Below are 15,486 nucleotides of genomic sequence, written 5' to 3' on the forward strand. Positions count from 1 at the left end.
ACCCGCCTTCTGGCCCCCCCCCCCGCCCCCCCCGCCCCCCCCCCCCCCCCCCCCCCCCCCCCCCCCCCCCCCCCCCCCCCCCCCCCCCCCCAGCCGGTCATCACTGACCTTGGGCACTGCTCGTGCTCCCTGTCGTGTTCATGCTGTCGTGGTCAAGGGCTGAGGTGATCAGCTCTTGATCATGTTGCGCAGCACGAACTGCAGGATGCCTCCGTTGCGGTAGTAGTCGGCCTCACCGGGGGTGTCGATGCGCACCTTGGCGTCGAACTCGACCTTCGCGCCGTCCTCCTTGGTGGCGGTGACGTGCACGGTCTCCGGCGTCGTACCGGAGTTGAGCTGCTCGATGCCGGTGATGTCGAAGGTCTCGGTGCCGTCGAGTCCCAGCGACTTGTGCGACTCACCCTCGGGGAACTGCAGCGGGATGACACCCATACCGATGAGGTTGGAGCGGTGGATGCGCTCGAAGCTCTCGGTGATGACCGCCTTGACGCCCAGCAGCCTCGTGCCCTTGGCGGCCCAGTCACGCGACGACCCGGTGCCGTACTCTTTGCCGCCCAGCACGACCAGCGGGGTGCCGGCTGCGGCGTAGTTCTGCGCCGCGTCGTAGATGAACGACTGCGGGCCGCCGTCCTGGGTGAAGTCGCGGGTGTAGCCACCGGTGACGTCGACCAGCTGGTTGGCCAGCCGGATGTTGCCGAACGTCGAGCGGATCATCACCTCGTGGTTGCCGCGACGGGCGCCCAGCGAGTTGTAGTCCTTGCGTGCCACACCGTGTGAGTCGAGGTACTGCGCAGCAGGCGTTCCCGGCTTGATGGTCGACGCGGGGGAGATGTGGTCGGTGGTGACCGAGTCGCCCAGCTTCGCCAGCACGCGCGCGCCGGAGATGTCGGCGACCGGCTCCGGCTCGGTCTGCATGCCGTCGAAGTACGGAGGCTTACGGACGTAGGTCGACTCGTCGTCCCACTCGAAGACCTTGCCGTCCGGCGTCGGCAGGTTCTGCCAGCGCTCGTCGCCCTTGAAAACATCGGCGTAGTCCGCCGCGTACTGCTCGGCCGAGATCGACGACGCGATCGTCTGCGAGATCTCCTCGTTGGACGGCCAGATGTCCTTGAGGAAGACGTCGTTGCCGTCGGCGTCGGTGCCCAGCGGGTCGGTCTCGAAGTCGAAGTCCATCGTGCCGGCCAGCGCGTAGGCGATGACCAGCGGCGGCGACGCCAAGTAGTTCATCTTCACATCGGGGTTGATGCGACCCTCGAAGTTGCGGTTACCCGAGAGCACCGCGGTCGCCGTCAGATCGTTGTCGTTGATCGCCTTGCTGATCTCTTCGGGCAGCGGACCCGAGTTGCCGATGCAGGTGGTGCAGCCGTAGCCGACGAGGAAGAAGCCCAGCTTCTCCAGGTAGGGCCAGAGGCCGGCCTTGTCGTAGTACCCGGTCACGACCTGCGACCCCGGGGCCATGGAGGTCTTGACCCACGGCTTGGCGGTCAATCCCTTCTCGACGGCCTTCTTGGCGAGCAGTCCGGCGCCCAGCATCACCGACGGGTTCGAGGTGTTGGTGCAGCTGGTGATGGACGCGATCGTGACGATGCCGTGATCGAGAACCATGTCGCCGCGCTCGGGCGAGGAGACCTTGACCGGCTTCGACGGGCGACCCTCGGCGCCCTTCGACGCGTTGTGGGCGGGTTCGTCGTCGTCGGCGAAGGACAGCTTGGCCGCGTCGGGGCTCACCGACGGTGCGTCGGAGGCGGGGAAGCTCTCCTCGTTGGCCTCGTCGACACCATTGTGGGCAGGGGTGTTGCCCTCTTCGACGTAGTTGTGGATGTCCTTGCGGAACGCATTCTTGGCGTCCCAGAGCTCGATGCGGTCCTGCGGGCGCTTCGGGCCGGCGATGGACGGGACGACCGTCGACAGGTCGAGCTCCATGTACTCGGAGTACTGGGCCTCTTCCGCGTCCTTTTCCAGCCACATGCCCTGTTCCTTGGCGTAGGCCTCGACGAGGTCCAGGGTCTCCTGCGAGCGACCGGTCAGCTTGAGATAGTTGACGGTCTCGGAGTCGATCGGGAACATCGCGCAGGTGGAGCCGAACTCGGGGCTCATGTTGCCGATGGTGGCGCGGTTGGCCAGCGGCACCTCGGCGACGCCGTTGCCGTAGAACTCGACGAACTTGCCGACCACGCCGTGCTTACGCAGCATGTCGGTGATGGTGAGTACCACGTCGGTGGCGGTGACACCCGGCTTGGTGGCGCCGGTCAGCTTGAAGCCGACCACGCGCGGGATCAGCATCGACACGGGCTGGCCTAGCATCGCGGCCTCGGCCTCGATGCCGCCGACGCCCCAGCCGAGCACGCCGAGCCCGTTCTCCATGGTGGTGTGCGAGTCGGTGCCGATGCAGGTGTCGGGGTAGGCGACACCGTCGCGCACCATGACCGACCGGGCAAGGTGCTCGATGTTGACCTGATGGACGATGCCGGTGCCCGGCGGGACGACGCGGAAGTCGTCGAAGGCGCCCTGGCCCCACCGCAGGAACTTGTAGCGCTCTTCGTTGCGCTGGTATTCGATCTCGACGTTGCGTTCGAAGGCCTGTGCGTTGCCGAAGGCCTCGATGATCACGGAGTGGTCGATGACCATCTCGGCGGGGGCGAGTGGATTGACCTTGTCCGGATCCCCACCGAGCTGCTTGACGGCATCGCGCATGGTCGCGAGGTCGACGATGCACGGCACGCCGGTGAAGTCCTGCATGATCACGCGGGCCGGGGTGAACTGGATCTCGATGCTCGGATCGGCGTTCGGATCCCAGTTCGCGATCGCCTCGATGTGTTCGGAGGTGATGTTGGCACCGTCTTCGGTGCGTAGCAGGTTTTCGGCGAGGACCTTGAGCGCATAAGGAAGCTTGCCGGTGCCCTCGACGGCATTCAGTCGGTAGATCTCGTATGAATTGTCGCCCACCTCGAGGGTGCCCTTGGCGCCAAAGGAATCGATACTCACGTCTTGTCCACTCTCCTCAACGTGCCGGCGGGCTGCGCCGGCCTGCTCATCCGACGGGCTGCGTCGGTGGTTACAGCAACGTGTGACCTCGCTGCGTTGGCTGCCACCGCCCGATGTCCGACCAGCGTTGACGCTGTTCGTCGGCAGGTGGCGACAGTTCCGATGTTAACAGTACGCACGTACTGTTAACAAACAGCCTCGCTCGCCTCGTGTCGGATCGGGGCGCGCGAAGCCGACCCGGGATTCTCCGGACCATCCCATTCTGTCGTACGGTGCTGCAGGAGGTTTGGTGGGCCACCGCTGTGCGTGCGAATTTAATGCTCGCGAAACCTTGCCGGCGAGCTGATGCCTTGCGTGTCGCGGTGTGCGACCCTCAGGTGCCCAGAGATGTGAGGATGGCCAGATGAGTCCGGATGCGACGACGCAGCATGTCTTGGCCCTGCCGCCGATGGGCGTGATGGCGCCCTCGGTCATTCCCGAGAGCGTGGACATGCCCGCGATCCTGCGCGACATCCAGGAAGACGGCGTCGCCGCGCCGGCCGGCCAGGTCGCCGGCCTGCGCGCAGTGGTCGCCGAGGCTCAGGCCGATGGGCAAGAGGTCAGCTTCGTGGTGATCGATCGGCCCCTGAAGTTCGAGTACTACCGCGATATCGCCACCGATCTCCAAGCCGACGTCGGTGGGACCGTCATCGTGCTCGGTCCACAATCGGTGGGCAGTGCTTCGCCGCACTTCAGTCGCGTCCAGCAGGAAGAAGCGACCGACAATCTGACCCTGACCGATCCGCCACTCGCCGCGCGTCAGATGTGGGATCAGATGAACGAGCCGTCTCTGAACTGGACGGTCATCAGCCTGCTGCTCATCGTCATCGTGGTGGCCGGGGCGGCCATCGCCCGGCTGCGATCGACCCGTGCGGACCGCCGGGGAGCCGGTGGCGAGGGTGCGGCACCGGTGGAATCGACCGCGCAGGCGTCCGGCACCACCGACCTCTCGCGCGACCTACCCTGACGCGACCGCGTCGGCCCACTCCGTCGCAGACGCGCGTCCATTTCGGTGGAGAGGTAGCCCATACATCGCTTCGCCCGCATCAGTTGTAGGCGGCACGCCCGGATGCGCTCTTCGTTGCCGATTCGAGACCTTTGTCGATCGGCGCCCTTTCGGCAGTTCACGGCATTTTGCCTGGTAATCACGCCAATGTAATTCGTGACTGCTGTTTTCCGATGTGTTCGATGTGACGTACGGTTCTGTTGTCACGAGTGGTGCCCAAGTGATGGAGGGCACCACGAGTGGTGCATGGTGCACGTCGCGAGGCGGGTCGGGATCGGGCAGGCACCCATCACTTCACAGCGCGCGGACCGCGAGGTCGCATCCGCTGTGGCGGGTAAGCCGCGAACGACGAGGGAGAACTGGTGAGGCGAGCTACTACCGGCGTGGCGCGCGGTGGGTCACCGGCGCCGCGAGCGCAACGGTCCCGCCGACGCGCGATTGCGGCCCGGGTCGGCGCATTGCTGGCCATCACGGTGCTCGGGTTCGTAGGAGCCGGACAGGCCCAGGCAGCGCCGAAAACCGGAGCACAATCGCAGGTCTCCGGTCTGATCAATCAAATCGCCAAGGCGAACCAGAATCTGGCCGATCTCGACAACGCGGTCGCAGTCCGTCAGGAAAACGTCAATCGCGCACTGGTGGACTACCAGAACTCCGTGGCCGCCGAACACTTGGCGAGTGTCGCCGCGAAGTCGGCGAAACGTTCCCTTTCCGACGCGCGGCGCAAGGTCGCCGAGGCGCAGAAGGCCTTCGACGAGTTCGCGCGCGACGTCTACCGGCAGGGGAGTGCTCGCAGTTCCATGGCCGAGTACGTCTCATCGGACAACCCCGGCGCCGTACTGGACCGGATGACCGTCATCGACCGACTCGGCAAGCAGCAGCGCGACACCATCGAGCGGCTCGAGGTGGCCCGAAACCAACAGGCCAACCGGGTCTCCGCGGTCCAGGCGACGCAACGCCAGGCAGCATTCGCCACCCAGAGCGCAGCCAACCGCAAGGACGACGCGCTCGCCGCGGTCAGCCAGGCGCGTTCGGCGGTCGCCTCGGAGCAGCAGCGTCGGTCCGCCCTCATCCAGAAGCGCGACAAGGTCCAGCAGTCGCTCGACAAGATCCGGGGTGTCGCGCCGCGACGTACGGTCGAGGGCCCCACGGCCGGCGAGCTCTTGCAGAACCTCTTCCCCGATTCGCCGCAGACACCCGCGGCGCCCGGCGCGCCCGCGGAGCCCGGCGGCGACAACCAGGCCTTGGCCGTGGCGGCCACGGCTGCGGCCAAACTCGCTCTCGATGTCGGTCAGAAGGTGCTGGCCGAACTCGTCGGGCAACAGCAGATGCCGCATTCAGAACTCCTCGACGAGCTCGGCATCGGCGGTTCCGACATGACCGGTAGCGGCCCCGACTCGCTGAGCTCGGTGATCGGCAACGGCAGCCTGGGTTCGCTGTTCGGCAGTTCGTCCGGTGGCGGCGGCGGCATGGTAAGGCCCGGTCTCCGCGGTCCCCAGGCCATCGAGATCGTCGTGAATCGGGCGCTCTCGCAGCTCAACGTGCCATATGCGTGGGGTGGCGGCGACGCCAACGGTCCCACCCGGGGCATCCGTGACGGGGGTGTCGCCGACAGCTACGGCGACTACAACAAGATCGGGTACGACTGCTCGGGACTGATGATCTACGCCTTCGCGGGCGTGGGCATCGAACTGCCGCACTACACCGGCTACCAGTACACCTCCGGTCCACAGTTCCCGCTGTCGCAGATGCAACGCGGCGACATGATCTTCTACGGCCCGAACGCCAGCCAGCACGTCGCGTTGTACCTCGGCGACAACAAGATGATCGAGGCGCCGCAGTCGGGCAGTGTCGTCAAGGTCTCGCCGCTGCGCACCGCGGGAGCGATGCCCAACGTCGTTCGCCTGCTCTGAATCGACGCTGCCGGTCGCGGCACCTTCTTGGCCGCAGTTCAGCCAACGCGACTACGCTGGCACCGACAGGCCGCCCGGACGGGGCAGGTCCTACTGAGGCACGGCGCACGTGACCCGAGATTGCGCACGCAGATGGAACAGGAGTACCGGTTGACCTCATCGCAACCCCCGGCCGATTCCGCGGGCGGAGTCGGCCCCGACGGATCGGTCATGTTGTCCGACAGTGACGTCAAGCTGCTCGAACGCGCGATCTACGAGGTGAAGCGGGTCATCGTCGGGCAGGATCAGCTCGTCGAACGCATCCTCGTCGGCTTGCTGGCACGCGGACACATCCTTCTCGAAGGTGTGCCGGGCGTCGCCAAGACCCTCGCGGTGGAGACGTTCGCGACCGTGGTGGGTGGCACCTTCTCCCGCGTTCAGTTCACGCCGGACCTGGTCCCCACCGACCTCATCGGCACGCGAATCTACCGGCAGGGCAAAGAGGAGTTCGACACCGAACTCGGTCCCGTGGTGGCCAACTTCCTGCTCGCCGACGAGATCAACCGAGCCCCCGCCAAAGTGCAGTCCGCGCTGCTCGAGGTGATGGCCGAACGGCATGTGTCCATCGGCGGCACCACGTACCCGATGCCGGATCCGTTCCTGGTGATGGCCACCCAGAACCCCATCGAGAACGAAGGCGTCTACCCGCTGCCCGAGGCACAACGCGATCGCTTCCTGTTCAAGGTCCTCGTCGACTACCCGTCGGTCGAGGAAGAGCGCGAGATCGTCTACCGGATGGGCAACGTGCCGCCGTCGGCATCGCAGGTCCTCGACCCGGAGGCGATGATCCGGCTGCAGCGCACGGCGGCGAACGTCTTCGTTCATCACGCCCTCGTCGACTACGTCGTCCGGGTCATCAACGCCACTCGCCGTCCCGCCGAGTTGGGCCTGAGTGACGTCGCGGCGTGGCTGTCCTACGGGGCATCGCCGCGCGCGACTCTGGGTATCGTCGCCGCCGCCCGCGCGCTGGCCCTGGTCCGCGGCCGCGACTACGTGATCCCGCAGGACGTCGTCGAAATCGTGCCCGATGTGCTCCGGCATCGACTTGTGCTGAGCTACGACGCGCTCGCCGACGAGGTCGATGCCGATCAGGTGATCACCCGGGTGTTGCAGACAGTGGGACTGCCACAGGTCGGCGCACAACCGGTCAACACCGGTCCGGCGCCGGGACAACATCCGACTACCCCTGGGCCACAACAGCATCCGGGTCACCCGAACGGCGCGACGGTGAACCAGACGCCACGGTATGCCGGCCAATAGCGATCTGCCGTCGCTCGGTGCCGGCCTGCTGTCCGAACCGCAGCTGACCGCTGCGCTCAAGACGCTCGAGCTGACCGTGCGGCGCAAACTGGACGGCGTCCTGCAGGGCGAACACCTAGGTCTGATCCCCGGCCCGGGTTCTGAACCCGGCGAGGCGCGGGCCTATCAGCCCGGCGACGACATCCGACGGATGGAATGGTCGGTGACCGCGCGGACCACCCAGCCACACGTACGACAGATGATCGCCGACCGTGAGCTCGAGACATGGCTGGTGGTCGATGCGTCGGCAAGCCTCGATTTCGGCACAGTCAACTGCACCAAGCGCGACCTCGCGGTCGCGGCCGCGGCAGCCATCGTCCACCTCACCTCGGGCGGCGGCAACCGGCACGGTGCAATCGTCGTGACCGGCGATCAGGTGGTGCGGATACCGGCCCGCGCCGGCCGGGCGCACGCGCAGAATCTACTCAAGGCGCTCGCGACCACCACGCGGGCGTCGAGCGGCGTGCGGGGCGACCTGCACGCCGGTATCGAGGCGCTTCGCCGACCGCAACGTCGACGAGGTCTCGCGGTCGTCGTCAGTGACTTCCTCGGCCCGATCGACTGGGAGCGGTCGTTGCGGGCCATCGGTGCCCATCACGAACTGCTCGCGGTCGAGGTCCTCGACCCGCGTGATCTGACGCTGCCCGACGTCGGTGAGGTGAGTTTGGCCGACGCGGAGTCCGGCGAGGTGCGCGACATCACGGTCACCCCCGCGGTGCGGCGTGACTTCGCTGCCGCGGCCCGCGATCACCAACTGAAGGTGCATCGAACGGTCCGCAGCTGCGGCGGGCCGGTGCTGAGTCTGCAGACCGACCGGGACTGGATCACCGACACCGTCAAATTCGTCGCGCAGCGTCGGCGCGGCCTGGCTGCCGGGGTCGGGTGAGCGGGTGTCGATTCTCGCGAGCCCGTGGTGGCTCCTGTTGCTGCTCGTCGTGGCCGGGCTGGCCGCCGCCTACATCTACGTTCAGCGGCTGCGGCGCAAGCGTGCGCTGAAGTTCGCCAATCTGGACCTGCTCAATCAGGTCGCGCCGGCGCAGCGCAACCGCTGGCGCCACGTTCCCATCGCGCTGCTCTTGGTGGCGCTCACCCTGCTCGTGGTCGCAGTGGCCGCGCCCCAGGCCGACCGACGCGTGCCGCGGAACAAGGCGACGGTGATCCTGGTGATGGACGTGTCGCGATCGATGAACGCGACCGATGTCGCGCCGTCGCGTATCCGCGCTGCGCAGGACGCGGCGCGCACCTTCGCCGACGAACTGACCGACGGCATCAACCTCGGTCTCATCTCCTACGCCGGTACCGCGTCGACCCTGGTGTCGCCGACGCCTGACCACAACGCCACCAAGGCTGCGGTCGACAAACTGCGGCTCGACGACCGCACGGCGACAGGGGAGGGGATCTTCGCGGCCATCCAGCAGATCAAGACCCTCAATGCGGTGCTCGGTGGGGACGAGGCGGCGCCGCCCGCACGGATCGTGCTGCTCTCGGATGGAAAGGAAACCGTCCCGGACGACCCGGACGATCCGCGTGGCGCATTCACCGCCGCGCGCAAGGCGAAAGAGGAGAAGATTCCGATCTCGACGATCTCCTTCGGCACGATGACCGGAACGGTTGACCTCGAAGGTGATCAGGTGCCGGTGCCCGTCGACGACGATTCGCTGCGCAAGATCGCGAACCTCTCGAGTGGTCAGTTCTTCACCGCGGCCAGCCTCGACGAGCTCAACAAGGTCTACGAGACCCTGCAGCAGCAGATCGGTTACGAGAAACGCCGTGGGGACAACTCCCGGCCATGGCTGATCGCCGGTACGTTGTTGGCGCTGCTCTCGGCGTTCGCCGCGCTGGCCATCAACCGACGCCTGCCCTGAGCCGCGCGACCGATCAAACCCATCCCACCGCCTCTGGCGCAGAGCACGAACGGATAAGTTGGCCCACATGGCAGACAGCAACGAAGCTCAGCAGGTCTCTCGCTCGGTCCTGGTGACCGGTGGCAATCGCGGTATCGGCCTCGCCGTGGCGCGGCGCCTGGCCGCCGACGGACACAAGGTGGCGGTCACCCATCGCGGCTCCGGTGCCCCCGACGGGTTGTTCGCAGTGCAGTGCGACGTCACCGACAACGCATCGGTCGAACGGGCGTTCGACGAGGTCGCCGAGCATCAGGGTCCGGTGGAGGTGCTGGTCGCCAACGCAGGGATCACCGACAACATGCTGCTGATGCGACTGTCCGAGGAGTCCTTCGAAAAGGTTGTCGACGCGAACCTCACCGGTGCATTCCGCTGCGCCAAACGCGCGACGAAGGGCATGCAGCGCGCCAAGTGGGGCCGGATGATCTTCCTCGGCTCGGTCGTCGCGACCTCGGGCATTCCGGGACAGGCCAATTACGCTGCCTCGAAAGCCGGACTGATCGGGCTGGCACGGTCGATCGCCCGCGAGGTGGGTTCACGCAACATCACCGCCAACGTCGTCGCCCCCGGCTTCATCGACACCGACATGACCGCTGCGATGGAGGACCGCTACGTGGAGATGGCCAAGCAGGCCATCCCGCTGGGCCGGACCGGCAAACCCGAAGACGTCGCCGCCGCGATCAGCTTCCTCGCCTCCGACGAAGGTGGTTACATCACCGGCGCCGTGCTGCCCGTCGACGGCGGCATGGGCATGGGCAACTGACATCGATGGCACGCCGAACCCACCACCTCAGATTCAGGAGCGAACCGTGACCGGAATTCTCGACGGCAAGACCGTCCTCATCACCGGCATCATCACCGATGCCTCGATCGCCTTCCACGCTGCCGCGATGGCTCAGGAGCAGGGTGCGAAGGTCATCATCACCGGTATTCCCGAGCGGTTGCGGTTGATCGACCGGATCGCCAAGCGCCTGCCGCAGGAGGTGCCGCCGGCCATCGGCCTCGACATCACCAGCGAGGACGACCTGGCCGCGCTCGCCGACCGCATCGGTGAACATGCCCCCGAAGGTGTGGACGGCGTGATGCACTCCATCGCGTTCGCTCCCCGCACGCTGATGGGGCCGGATGCCAAGCCGTTCCTGGAGGGTCCGGGACCTGACGCCGCCAAGGCATTCGAGATCTCCGCGTGGAGCTACGCCTCGCTGGCCCGCGCCGTGCTACCGGTGATGAACGAGGGTGGCTCCATCGTCGGTATGGACTTCGATCCACGCACCGCCCTGCCGTATTACAACTGGATGGGCGTGGCCAAGGCCGCACTGGAATCGGTGAACCGCTATGTTGCCCGGGAAGTGGGCACCGCCAAGCGGATCCGATCGAATCTCGTTGCGGCCGGGCCGATCAAGACGTTGGCGGCTAAGGCCATCGCGGGCACTGCCACCGACGATGCGAAACAGCTCAACATGCTCAACACCTACTGGGACGGTGCCTCGCCGATCGGCTGGGACGTCGAGGATCCGACCGTGGTCGCGAAGTCCGTGTGCGCGCTGCTGTCGGACTGGCTACCGGCCACCACTGGCTCGATCGTCTACGTCGACGGCGGCGCCAGCCACAACACCTGGTTCCCGGAGAACTTTTCGGCACAGTGAGCGATTCCGGAGAGGCTTTCGACGCCGTCCTGTTCCTCAGTTTCGGGGGACCGAACGGACCCGAGGACGTGATGCCGTTCCTGGAGAACGTCACCCGGGGCCGGGGCGTGCCGCCCGAACGTCTCGAGGCGGTGGCCGAACACTACCTGCACTTCGGTGGGGTGTCGCCGATCAATCGGCTCAATCTCGAGATGATCGACGCCCTGCGCGCGGTGTTTACCGCACGCGGCATTGGCCTGCCCGTGTACTTCGGCAATCGCAATTGGCATCCGTTGGCCGAGGACACCGTCGAGAAGATCTATCGCGACGGTCATCGCCGGGTGCTGGTCTTCCCCACGTCGGCATGGGCCGGGTACTCCGGGTGCCGTCAGTATCACGAGGACATCGCGCGTGCGCTCGCCGCCCTCGGGCAGCGCGTGCCCGCGAGTATCGACGACGACCCGATCCTGCTGCGCAAGATCCCGCAATACTGGGATGCCGAGGCGATGATCGCGGCCGCTGCAGACGCGATCGGACGAGCACGTGGAGAGCTGTCGGCCGCCGACGTCGCACCGCGACTGGTGTTCACAGCGCACTCGATTCCGTTGTCCGCGGACCGCGCGGCCGGCCCGGCCGCGGACGGGGGAGGGCTGTACTCGCGTCAGGTCGCGGCCGCCGCACGCGCGGTGGCCACCCGAGCCGGCTACCGTGACTTCGATCAGGTATGGCAGTCGCGTTCGGGCCCACCGCAGGTGCCCTGGCTCGAACCGGATATCTGCGACCACCTGGAAAGTCTTCGGGCCCAAGGTGTTCGGCAGGTCGTCGTGCAGCCGGTGGGTTTCGTCTCGGATCACCTGGAGGTGGTCTGGGATCTCGACAACGAGGCTGCCGAGAAGGCGCGCGAGCTGGGCTTGGATTACGTCCGTGCCGACACTGTCGGCACCGACCCGCGCTTCATCGAGATGATCGCCGATCTGGTGGCCGACTACGCCGACGGCGGTGGGGATTTGACGGCGCTGGGGTGTGCCGACAACGGCCGAACATGCCGCTCCGAGTGCTGCGTGCCGGTGTCACGACCGTCCGCCGCGCCTGGCGCAGTGGAGCCTACTTCGGCCGGCGATACTCGGCGATCACCTGATTGACCGCCGTCGCACGGGCGGACCGCGCCAGCGCACCGAGTCGGCGTAGGCGGGCGTCGGCGAGTTCGACGTGTCCCGCGGTCATCCCGAATGTCGGTGCCTGCGCGCCGGCGAGGGTGACGATTGCCTCCACACGCGCCGCCGAGTCGATCACCCTACCGGCCCGCGCGTCGTCGTGGGGTGGCAGCGTGATCTGGTGGCGCGCAGTGAGCATGGCCAGAGCCGAGCGCAGTGCGGAGGGATTCATCCGGATTCCGCTGCTGCCCAGCGTGCCCACGATGTCGGCGGTCTCCCGGACAGCCTCTCGCAGGTCGTATTCGATCTGGCCCAACGAGTCCGACGCGGCGGCGGCCACCGGGCGGTCGTACCGGTGCGCCGACCATCGACACGTCTCGCCGACCAAGGTCGGTACCAGACCAAGGGTGGTGCCGTCGGATTGTTCCTCCACCAACAGAATCTCCCCGGCGATCAGCGCCGCGGCGGTGGCCGGACCCGGCGGCAGGCCTTGCGGATCACCGGCCGTCGGCAGCCGCACCGACAGTCCCTGGCCGCCACGGAGCAGGGCGAGGAGTCCGAGACGGGCGTGTTCGTCGGGCCCGTTGGTGTCGGCGGTGCGGACGACATCGTGCCGGTCGGCGAACTCGCTGAGGGTGTCGGTCACGTCGTCGGGCGCGCAGCGACCCGCCAACCACGCAGCGGCCCACGTTCCCAGCGCACAGCCGGGCCACGCGGGTGGTCCGGAGGTGATGAGGTCAGTACTGGTCATGGCTTCTCCACGATAGGTGAGTCACTGGTTGGCAGCCGACTCGGCGTGCCCGCGCCGAATCGGCAGCGCGGGGTTCTACGGTGGCTCATCGTGAGCGAAGACCGATACGGACGTGATGTGCTGGCGAACCCGCGCCGCACCAAACCTCGTGCACCGGAGGTCGCCGCCGAGCGCGATCTGGTCGTCGAGGACGCGGCGACCGGATTCTGTGGTGCTGTCGTCGGCCTGGAGAAGAGTTACTCCGGTGATCTCGTGCGGTTGGAGGACCGCCATGGCATCACCCGGGTGTTTCTCATGCATCCCGCCGCATTCCTGATCGACGGTCGGCCGGTGACCCTGGTGCGCCCGCGTACCCGGGGACCGCAGGTCTCGTCTACCACCGCGTCGGGGTCACGGTCGGCGCCACGCACCCGGGCCAGGACGGCACGGGCCAGTCGGATATTCGTCGAGGGGGTGCACGACGCGACGCTGCTCGAGCGGGTCTGGGGCGACGACCTGCGCGCCGAGGGTGTCGTCGTGGAGAGTCTCGACGGTCTCGACAATCTCGACGGAGTGCTCGCCGAGTTCGGGCCGGCACCGCATCGCCGTGCGGGCGTGCTCGTCGATCACCTGGTCGCGGGATCCAAGGAGATGCGGTTGACCGGTGCCGTCGGCGAGCACGTGTTGGTGTGTGGGCATCCGTTCATCGACGTGTGGGAGGCGGTGAAGCCGGCGTCGGTCCGCATCGAAGCCTGGCCGCAGATCCCGCGCGGAATCGACTGGAAGACAGGCATCTGCAGCCAGTTGAGGTGGGGTACTCCGCAGGACGGGTGGCGTCGGGTACTGGCCGGTGTCAACGACTATCGCGACCTGGAGGTCGAACTTCTGCGCTCAGTCGAAGAGCTCATCGACTTCGTCACCGCCGCCGACGGGGATCAGTGACCGCTGCCCGATTCGGGCGAAACGCGCCGCCTGTGGTCTCTGGCACACTGGAGACATGACCGCACTGCTGTGGTTGGTGGCCGCGATGCTCCTCGTGATCACCGAGATGTTCGTCGGCGATCTGGTCCTGCTCATGCTCGGTGGGGGTGCATTGGCGACGGCGGGTGTGAGCTTCGCGCTGGACACACCGATCTGGGTGGACGGTGTCGTGTTCGCGGTCACCTCGGTGCTGTTGCTCGGCGTGGTTCGCCCGGTTGCCCGGCGGCACATGCTCAATCGGCCCTCGGTGCTCACCAACACCGAAGCCCTCGAGGGGCGGCACGCGGTTGTCACCGAACGGGTGGACGAACACGACGGCCGGGTCAAGATCGGCGGTGACGTGTGGTCGGCGCGGACCCTCGATCCCGGTGAGGTCATCGAACCGGGTATCGAGGTCACCGTGGTGCAGATCGACGGTGCAACCGCGGTCGTATGGAAAGGCTGACCGGATGGAAGGGTTGACGTAGCTCATGGAGTACATCGGACTGATCGTGGTCGCCGTGCTGGTACTGCTCGTGGTGGTGGTGCTCGCGAAGTCGGTGGCCCTCATCCCGCAGGCCGAGGCCGCGGTCATCGAACGACTCGGTCGCTACACCCGTACCGTCTCGGGTCAGCTGACCCTGCTGCTGCCCTTCATCGACCGCATCCGCGCCCGAGTGGACATCCGCGAACGCGTCGTGTCGTTTCCCCCGCAACCGGTGATCACCGAGGACAACCTCACGCTGTCCATCGACACCGTCGTCTACTTCCAGGTGACCAATCCGCGGTCGGCGGTCTACGAGATCGACGACTACATCGCAGGTGTGGAGCAATTGACCATCACCACGCTGCGCAATGTCGTCGGCGGTATGACGCTCGAGGAAACCCTCACCTCCCGCGACTCCATCAACGGCCAACTGCGCGGTGTGCTCGACGAGGCCACCGGACGCTGGGGATTGCGTGTGGCCCGTGTCGAGCTGAAGAGCATCATGCCGCCGCCGTCGATCCAGGAATCGATGGAGAAGCAGATGAAGGCCGACCGGGAGAAGCGCGCGACCATTCTCTCGGCGGAGGGACAGCGTGAGTCGGCCATCAAGACCGCCGAGGGCAACAAGCAGAGTCAGATCCTCGCGGCCGAGGGCGCCAAGCAAGCCGCGATCCTCGGCGCCGAAGCCGATCGGCAGTCGACGATCTTGCGCGCGCAGGGCGAACGAGCCGCGTCGTACCTCAAGGCGCAGGGTGAGGCCAAGGCGATCGAGAAGACTTTTGCGGCGGTCAAGGCCGCCAAACCCACGCCCGAATTGTTGGCCTACCAGTACCTGCAGCAGTTGCCCGAGATGGCGAAGGGGGAGGGCAGCAAGGTGTGGGTAGTGCCGTCGGACTTCGGCTCGGCGCTCCAAGGCTTCGCCAAATCGTTCGGCGTACAAGGCGACGACGGTGTGTTCCGCTACGAGCCGACTGCCGACGAGCCGTCGGCGATCGACGAATCCGAGACCGAAGACTGGTTCTCGCTCGCGTCGGATCCGAAGGTGGCCCAGGCGGTCGCCGAAGCAGAGGCAGTGGCACGCAAACCGGTGGCGCCCGAGGTCACCGCACGGGCCACCCGTGCTCTGTCCTTCGAAGCCGACCGGCAGCGGGGCGCGAGTCCGGCAGCGGATCCGTCCGACGCCGGTGATGAGAGCCCCACCAGCCGCTGAGAACGTGGCTTTACATTGCTCCCCGTGGAGCGTGTCCTCACATTGCTCCCTGAGCCTGAATCCGTGGATGGGTTGTCGGGCGGGTGGGGTTGTGGTGTATGAATGCCTGGTTGTGTTGTGGGCGTGAGGCATTCACTGACC

Annotated in this window: 13 protein-coding genes; 11 read left to right on the forward strand and 2 right to left on the reverse strand. The window is 66.8% G+C overall.

The window, feature by feature from the left end; translation table 11 throughout:
* Nucleotides 1–168: 168 nt before the first annotated feature.
* A complete protein-coding gene (locus tag ACIGKQ_RS15450; protein ID WP_235724875.1) occupies nt 169–2,985 on the reverse strand; it encodes an aconitate hydratase in 2,817 nt (938 codons plus the stop codon).
* A 403-nt stretch (nt 2,986–3,388) separates the two neighbouring features.
* Here ACIGKQ_RS15450 and ACIGKQ_RS15455 point away from each other — a divergent pair, with 403 nt between their 5' ends.
* From ACIGKQ_RS15455 to ACIGKQ_RS15490, 8 genes are all read left to right on the forward strand, one after another.
* Nucleotides 3,389–3,991 (forward strand): DUF6676 family protein, encoded by a 603-nt coding sequence (locus tag ACIGKQ_RS15455; protein ID WP_235724874.1) that lies wholly within the window; start codon nt 3,389–3,391, stop codon nt 3,989–3,991.
* A gap of 401 nt (nt 3,992–4,392) precedes the next feature.
* Nucleotides 4,393–5,940 (forward strand): NlpC/P60 family protein, encoded by a 1,548-nt coding sequence (locus ACIGKQ_RS15460; protein ID WP_235724873.1) that lies wholly within the window; start codon nt 4,393–4,395, stop codon nt 5,938–5,940.
* A gap of 150 nt (nt 5,941–6,090) precedes the next feature.
* A complete protein-coding gene (locus ACIGKQ_RS15465) occupies nt 6,091–7,239 on the forward strand; it encodes an AAA family ATPase (protein WP_372475162.1) in 1,149 nt (382 codons plus the stop codon).
* On the forward strand, nt 7,226–8,164 hold the full coding sequence (locus ACIGKQ_RS15470) for a DUF58 domain-containing protein (protein WP_235724872.1): 939 nt from the start codon (nt 7,226–7,228) through the stop codon (nt 8,162–8,164). The genes ACIGKQ_RS15465 and ACIGKQ_RS15470 overlap by 14 nt, the downstream gene beginning before the upstream one ends.
* A gap of 10 nt (nt 8,165–8,174) precedes the next feature.
* Entirely contained in the window at nt 8,175–9,143 is a 969-nt protein-coding gene (locus tag ACIGKQ_RS15475; RefSeq protein ID WP_235724887.1) for a VWA domain-containing protein, read from the forward strand.
* A gap of 67 nt (nt 9,144–9,210) precedes the next feature.
* Complete coding sequence (fabG1, locus tag ACIGKQ_RS15480) at nt 9,211–9,942, forward strand: 3-oxoacyl-ACP reductase FabG1 (RefSeq protein ID WP_235724871.1); 732 nt, start codon at nt 9,211–9,213, stop codon at nt 9,940–9,942.
* A 46-nt stretch (nt 9,943–9,988) separates the two neighbouring features.
* Nucleotides 9,989–10,825: an NADH-dependent enoyl-ACP reductase InhA gene (gene inhA / locus ACIGKQ_RS15485; RefSeq protein ID WP_235724870.1), complete on the forward strand. Its 837-nt coding sequence runs from the start codon at nt 9,989–9,991 to the stop codon at nt 10,823–10,825.
* Nucleotides 10,822–11,946, forward strand: coding sequence for a ferrochelatase (locus tag ACIGKQ_RS15490; RefSeq protein ID WP_266062231.1), 1,125 nt, complete (start codon nt 10,822–10,824; stop codon nt 11,944–11,946). The genes inhA and ACIGKQ_RS15490 overlap by 4 nt, the downstream gene beginning before the upstream one ends.
* On the opposite strand, the gene ACIGKQ_RS15495 is transcribed toward ACIGKQ_RS15490, so the two are convergent.
* On the reverse strand, nt 11,909–12,709 hold the full coding sequence (locus tag ACIGKQ_RS15495) for a hypothetical protein (protein ID WP_235724868.1): 801 nt from the start codon (nt 12,707–12,709) through the stop codon (nt 11,909–11,911). The two genes, ACIGKQ_RS15490 and ACIGKQ_RS15495, sit on opposite strands and share 38 nt — an antisense overlap.
* Nucleotides 12,710–12,799: 90 nt before the next feature.
* On the opposite strand from ACIGKQ_RS15495, the gene ACIGKQ_RS15500 reads away from it, so the two are divergent.
* The 3 genes from ACIGKQ_RS15500 to ACIGKQ_RS15510 are packed head-to-tail and all read left to right on the forward strand — an operon-like array spanning nt 12,800 to nt 15,345.
* Complete coding sequence (locus tag ACIGKQ_RS15500; protein ID WP_396574359.1) at nt 12,800–13,630, forward strand: DUF3097 domain-containing protein; 831 nt, start codon at nt 12,800–12,802, stop codon at nt 13,628–13,630.
* Between the two features lie 55 nt (nt 13,631–13,685).
* Complete coding sequence (locus ACIGKQ_RS15505; protein WP_396574360.1) at nt 13,686–14,114, forward strand: NfeD family protein; 429 nt, start codon at nt 13,686–13,688, stop codon at nt 14,112–14,114.
* A gap of 25 nt (nt 14,115–14,139) precedes the next feature.
* Nucleotides 14,140–15,345 (forward strand): SPFH domain-containing protein, encoded by a 1,206-nt coding sequence (locus ACIGKQ_RS15510; RefSeq protein ID WP_287015995.1) that lies wholly within the window; start codon nt 14,140–14,142, stop codon nt 15,343–15,345.
* Nucleotides 15,346–15,486: the final 141 nt, after the last annotated feature.

This window comes from Gordonia sp. NPDC062954 (genome assembly GCF_044543825.1).
In the GTDB taxonomy this organism is placed as follows: domain Bacteria; phylum Actinomycetota; class Actinomycetes; order Mycobacteriales; family Mycobacteriaceae; genus Gordonia; species Gordonia tangerina.

Bases quoted from the DNA above. Each gene is read 5' to 3' on its own strand.
- ACIGKQ_RS15510 (WP_287015995.1), top strand. From the start codon at position 14,140: ATGGAGTACATCGGACTGATCGTGGTCGCCGTGCTGGTACTGCTCGTG.
- ACIGKQ_RS15470 (WP_235724872.1), top strand. From the start codon at position 7,226: ATGCCGGCCAATAGCGATCTGCCGTCGCTCGGTGCCGGCCTGCTGTCC.
- fabG1 (WP_235724871.1), top strand. From the start codon at position 9,211: ATGGCAGACAGCAACGAAGCTCAGCAGGTCTCTCGCTCGGTCCTGGTG.
- ACIGKQ_RS15505 (WP_396574360.1), top strand. From the start codon at position 13,686: ATGACCGCACTGCTGTGGTTGGTGGCCGCGATGCTCCTCGTGATCACC.
- ACIGKQ_RS15455 (WP_235724874.1), top strand. From the start codon at position 3,389: ATGAGTCCGGATGCGACGACGCAGCATGTCTTGGCCCTGCCGCCGATG.
- ACIGKQ_RS15495 (WP_235724868.1), bottom strand. From the start codon at position 12,709: ATGACCAGTACTGACCTCATCACCTCCGGACCACCCGCGTGGCCCGGC.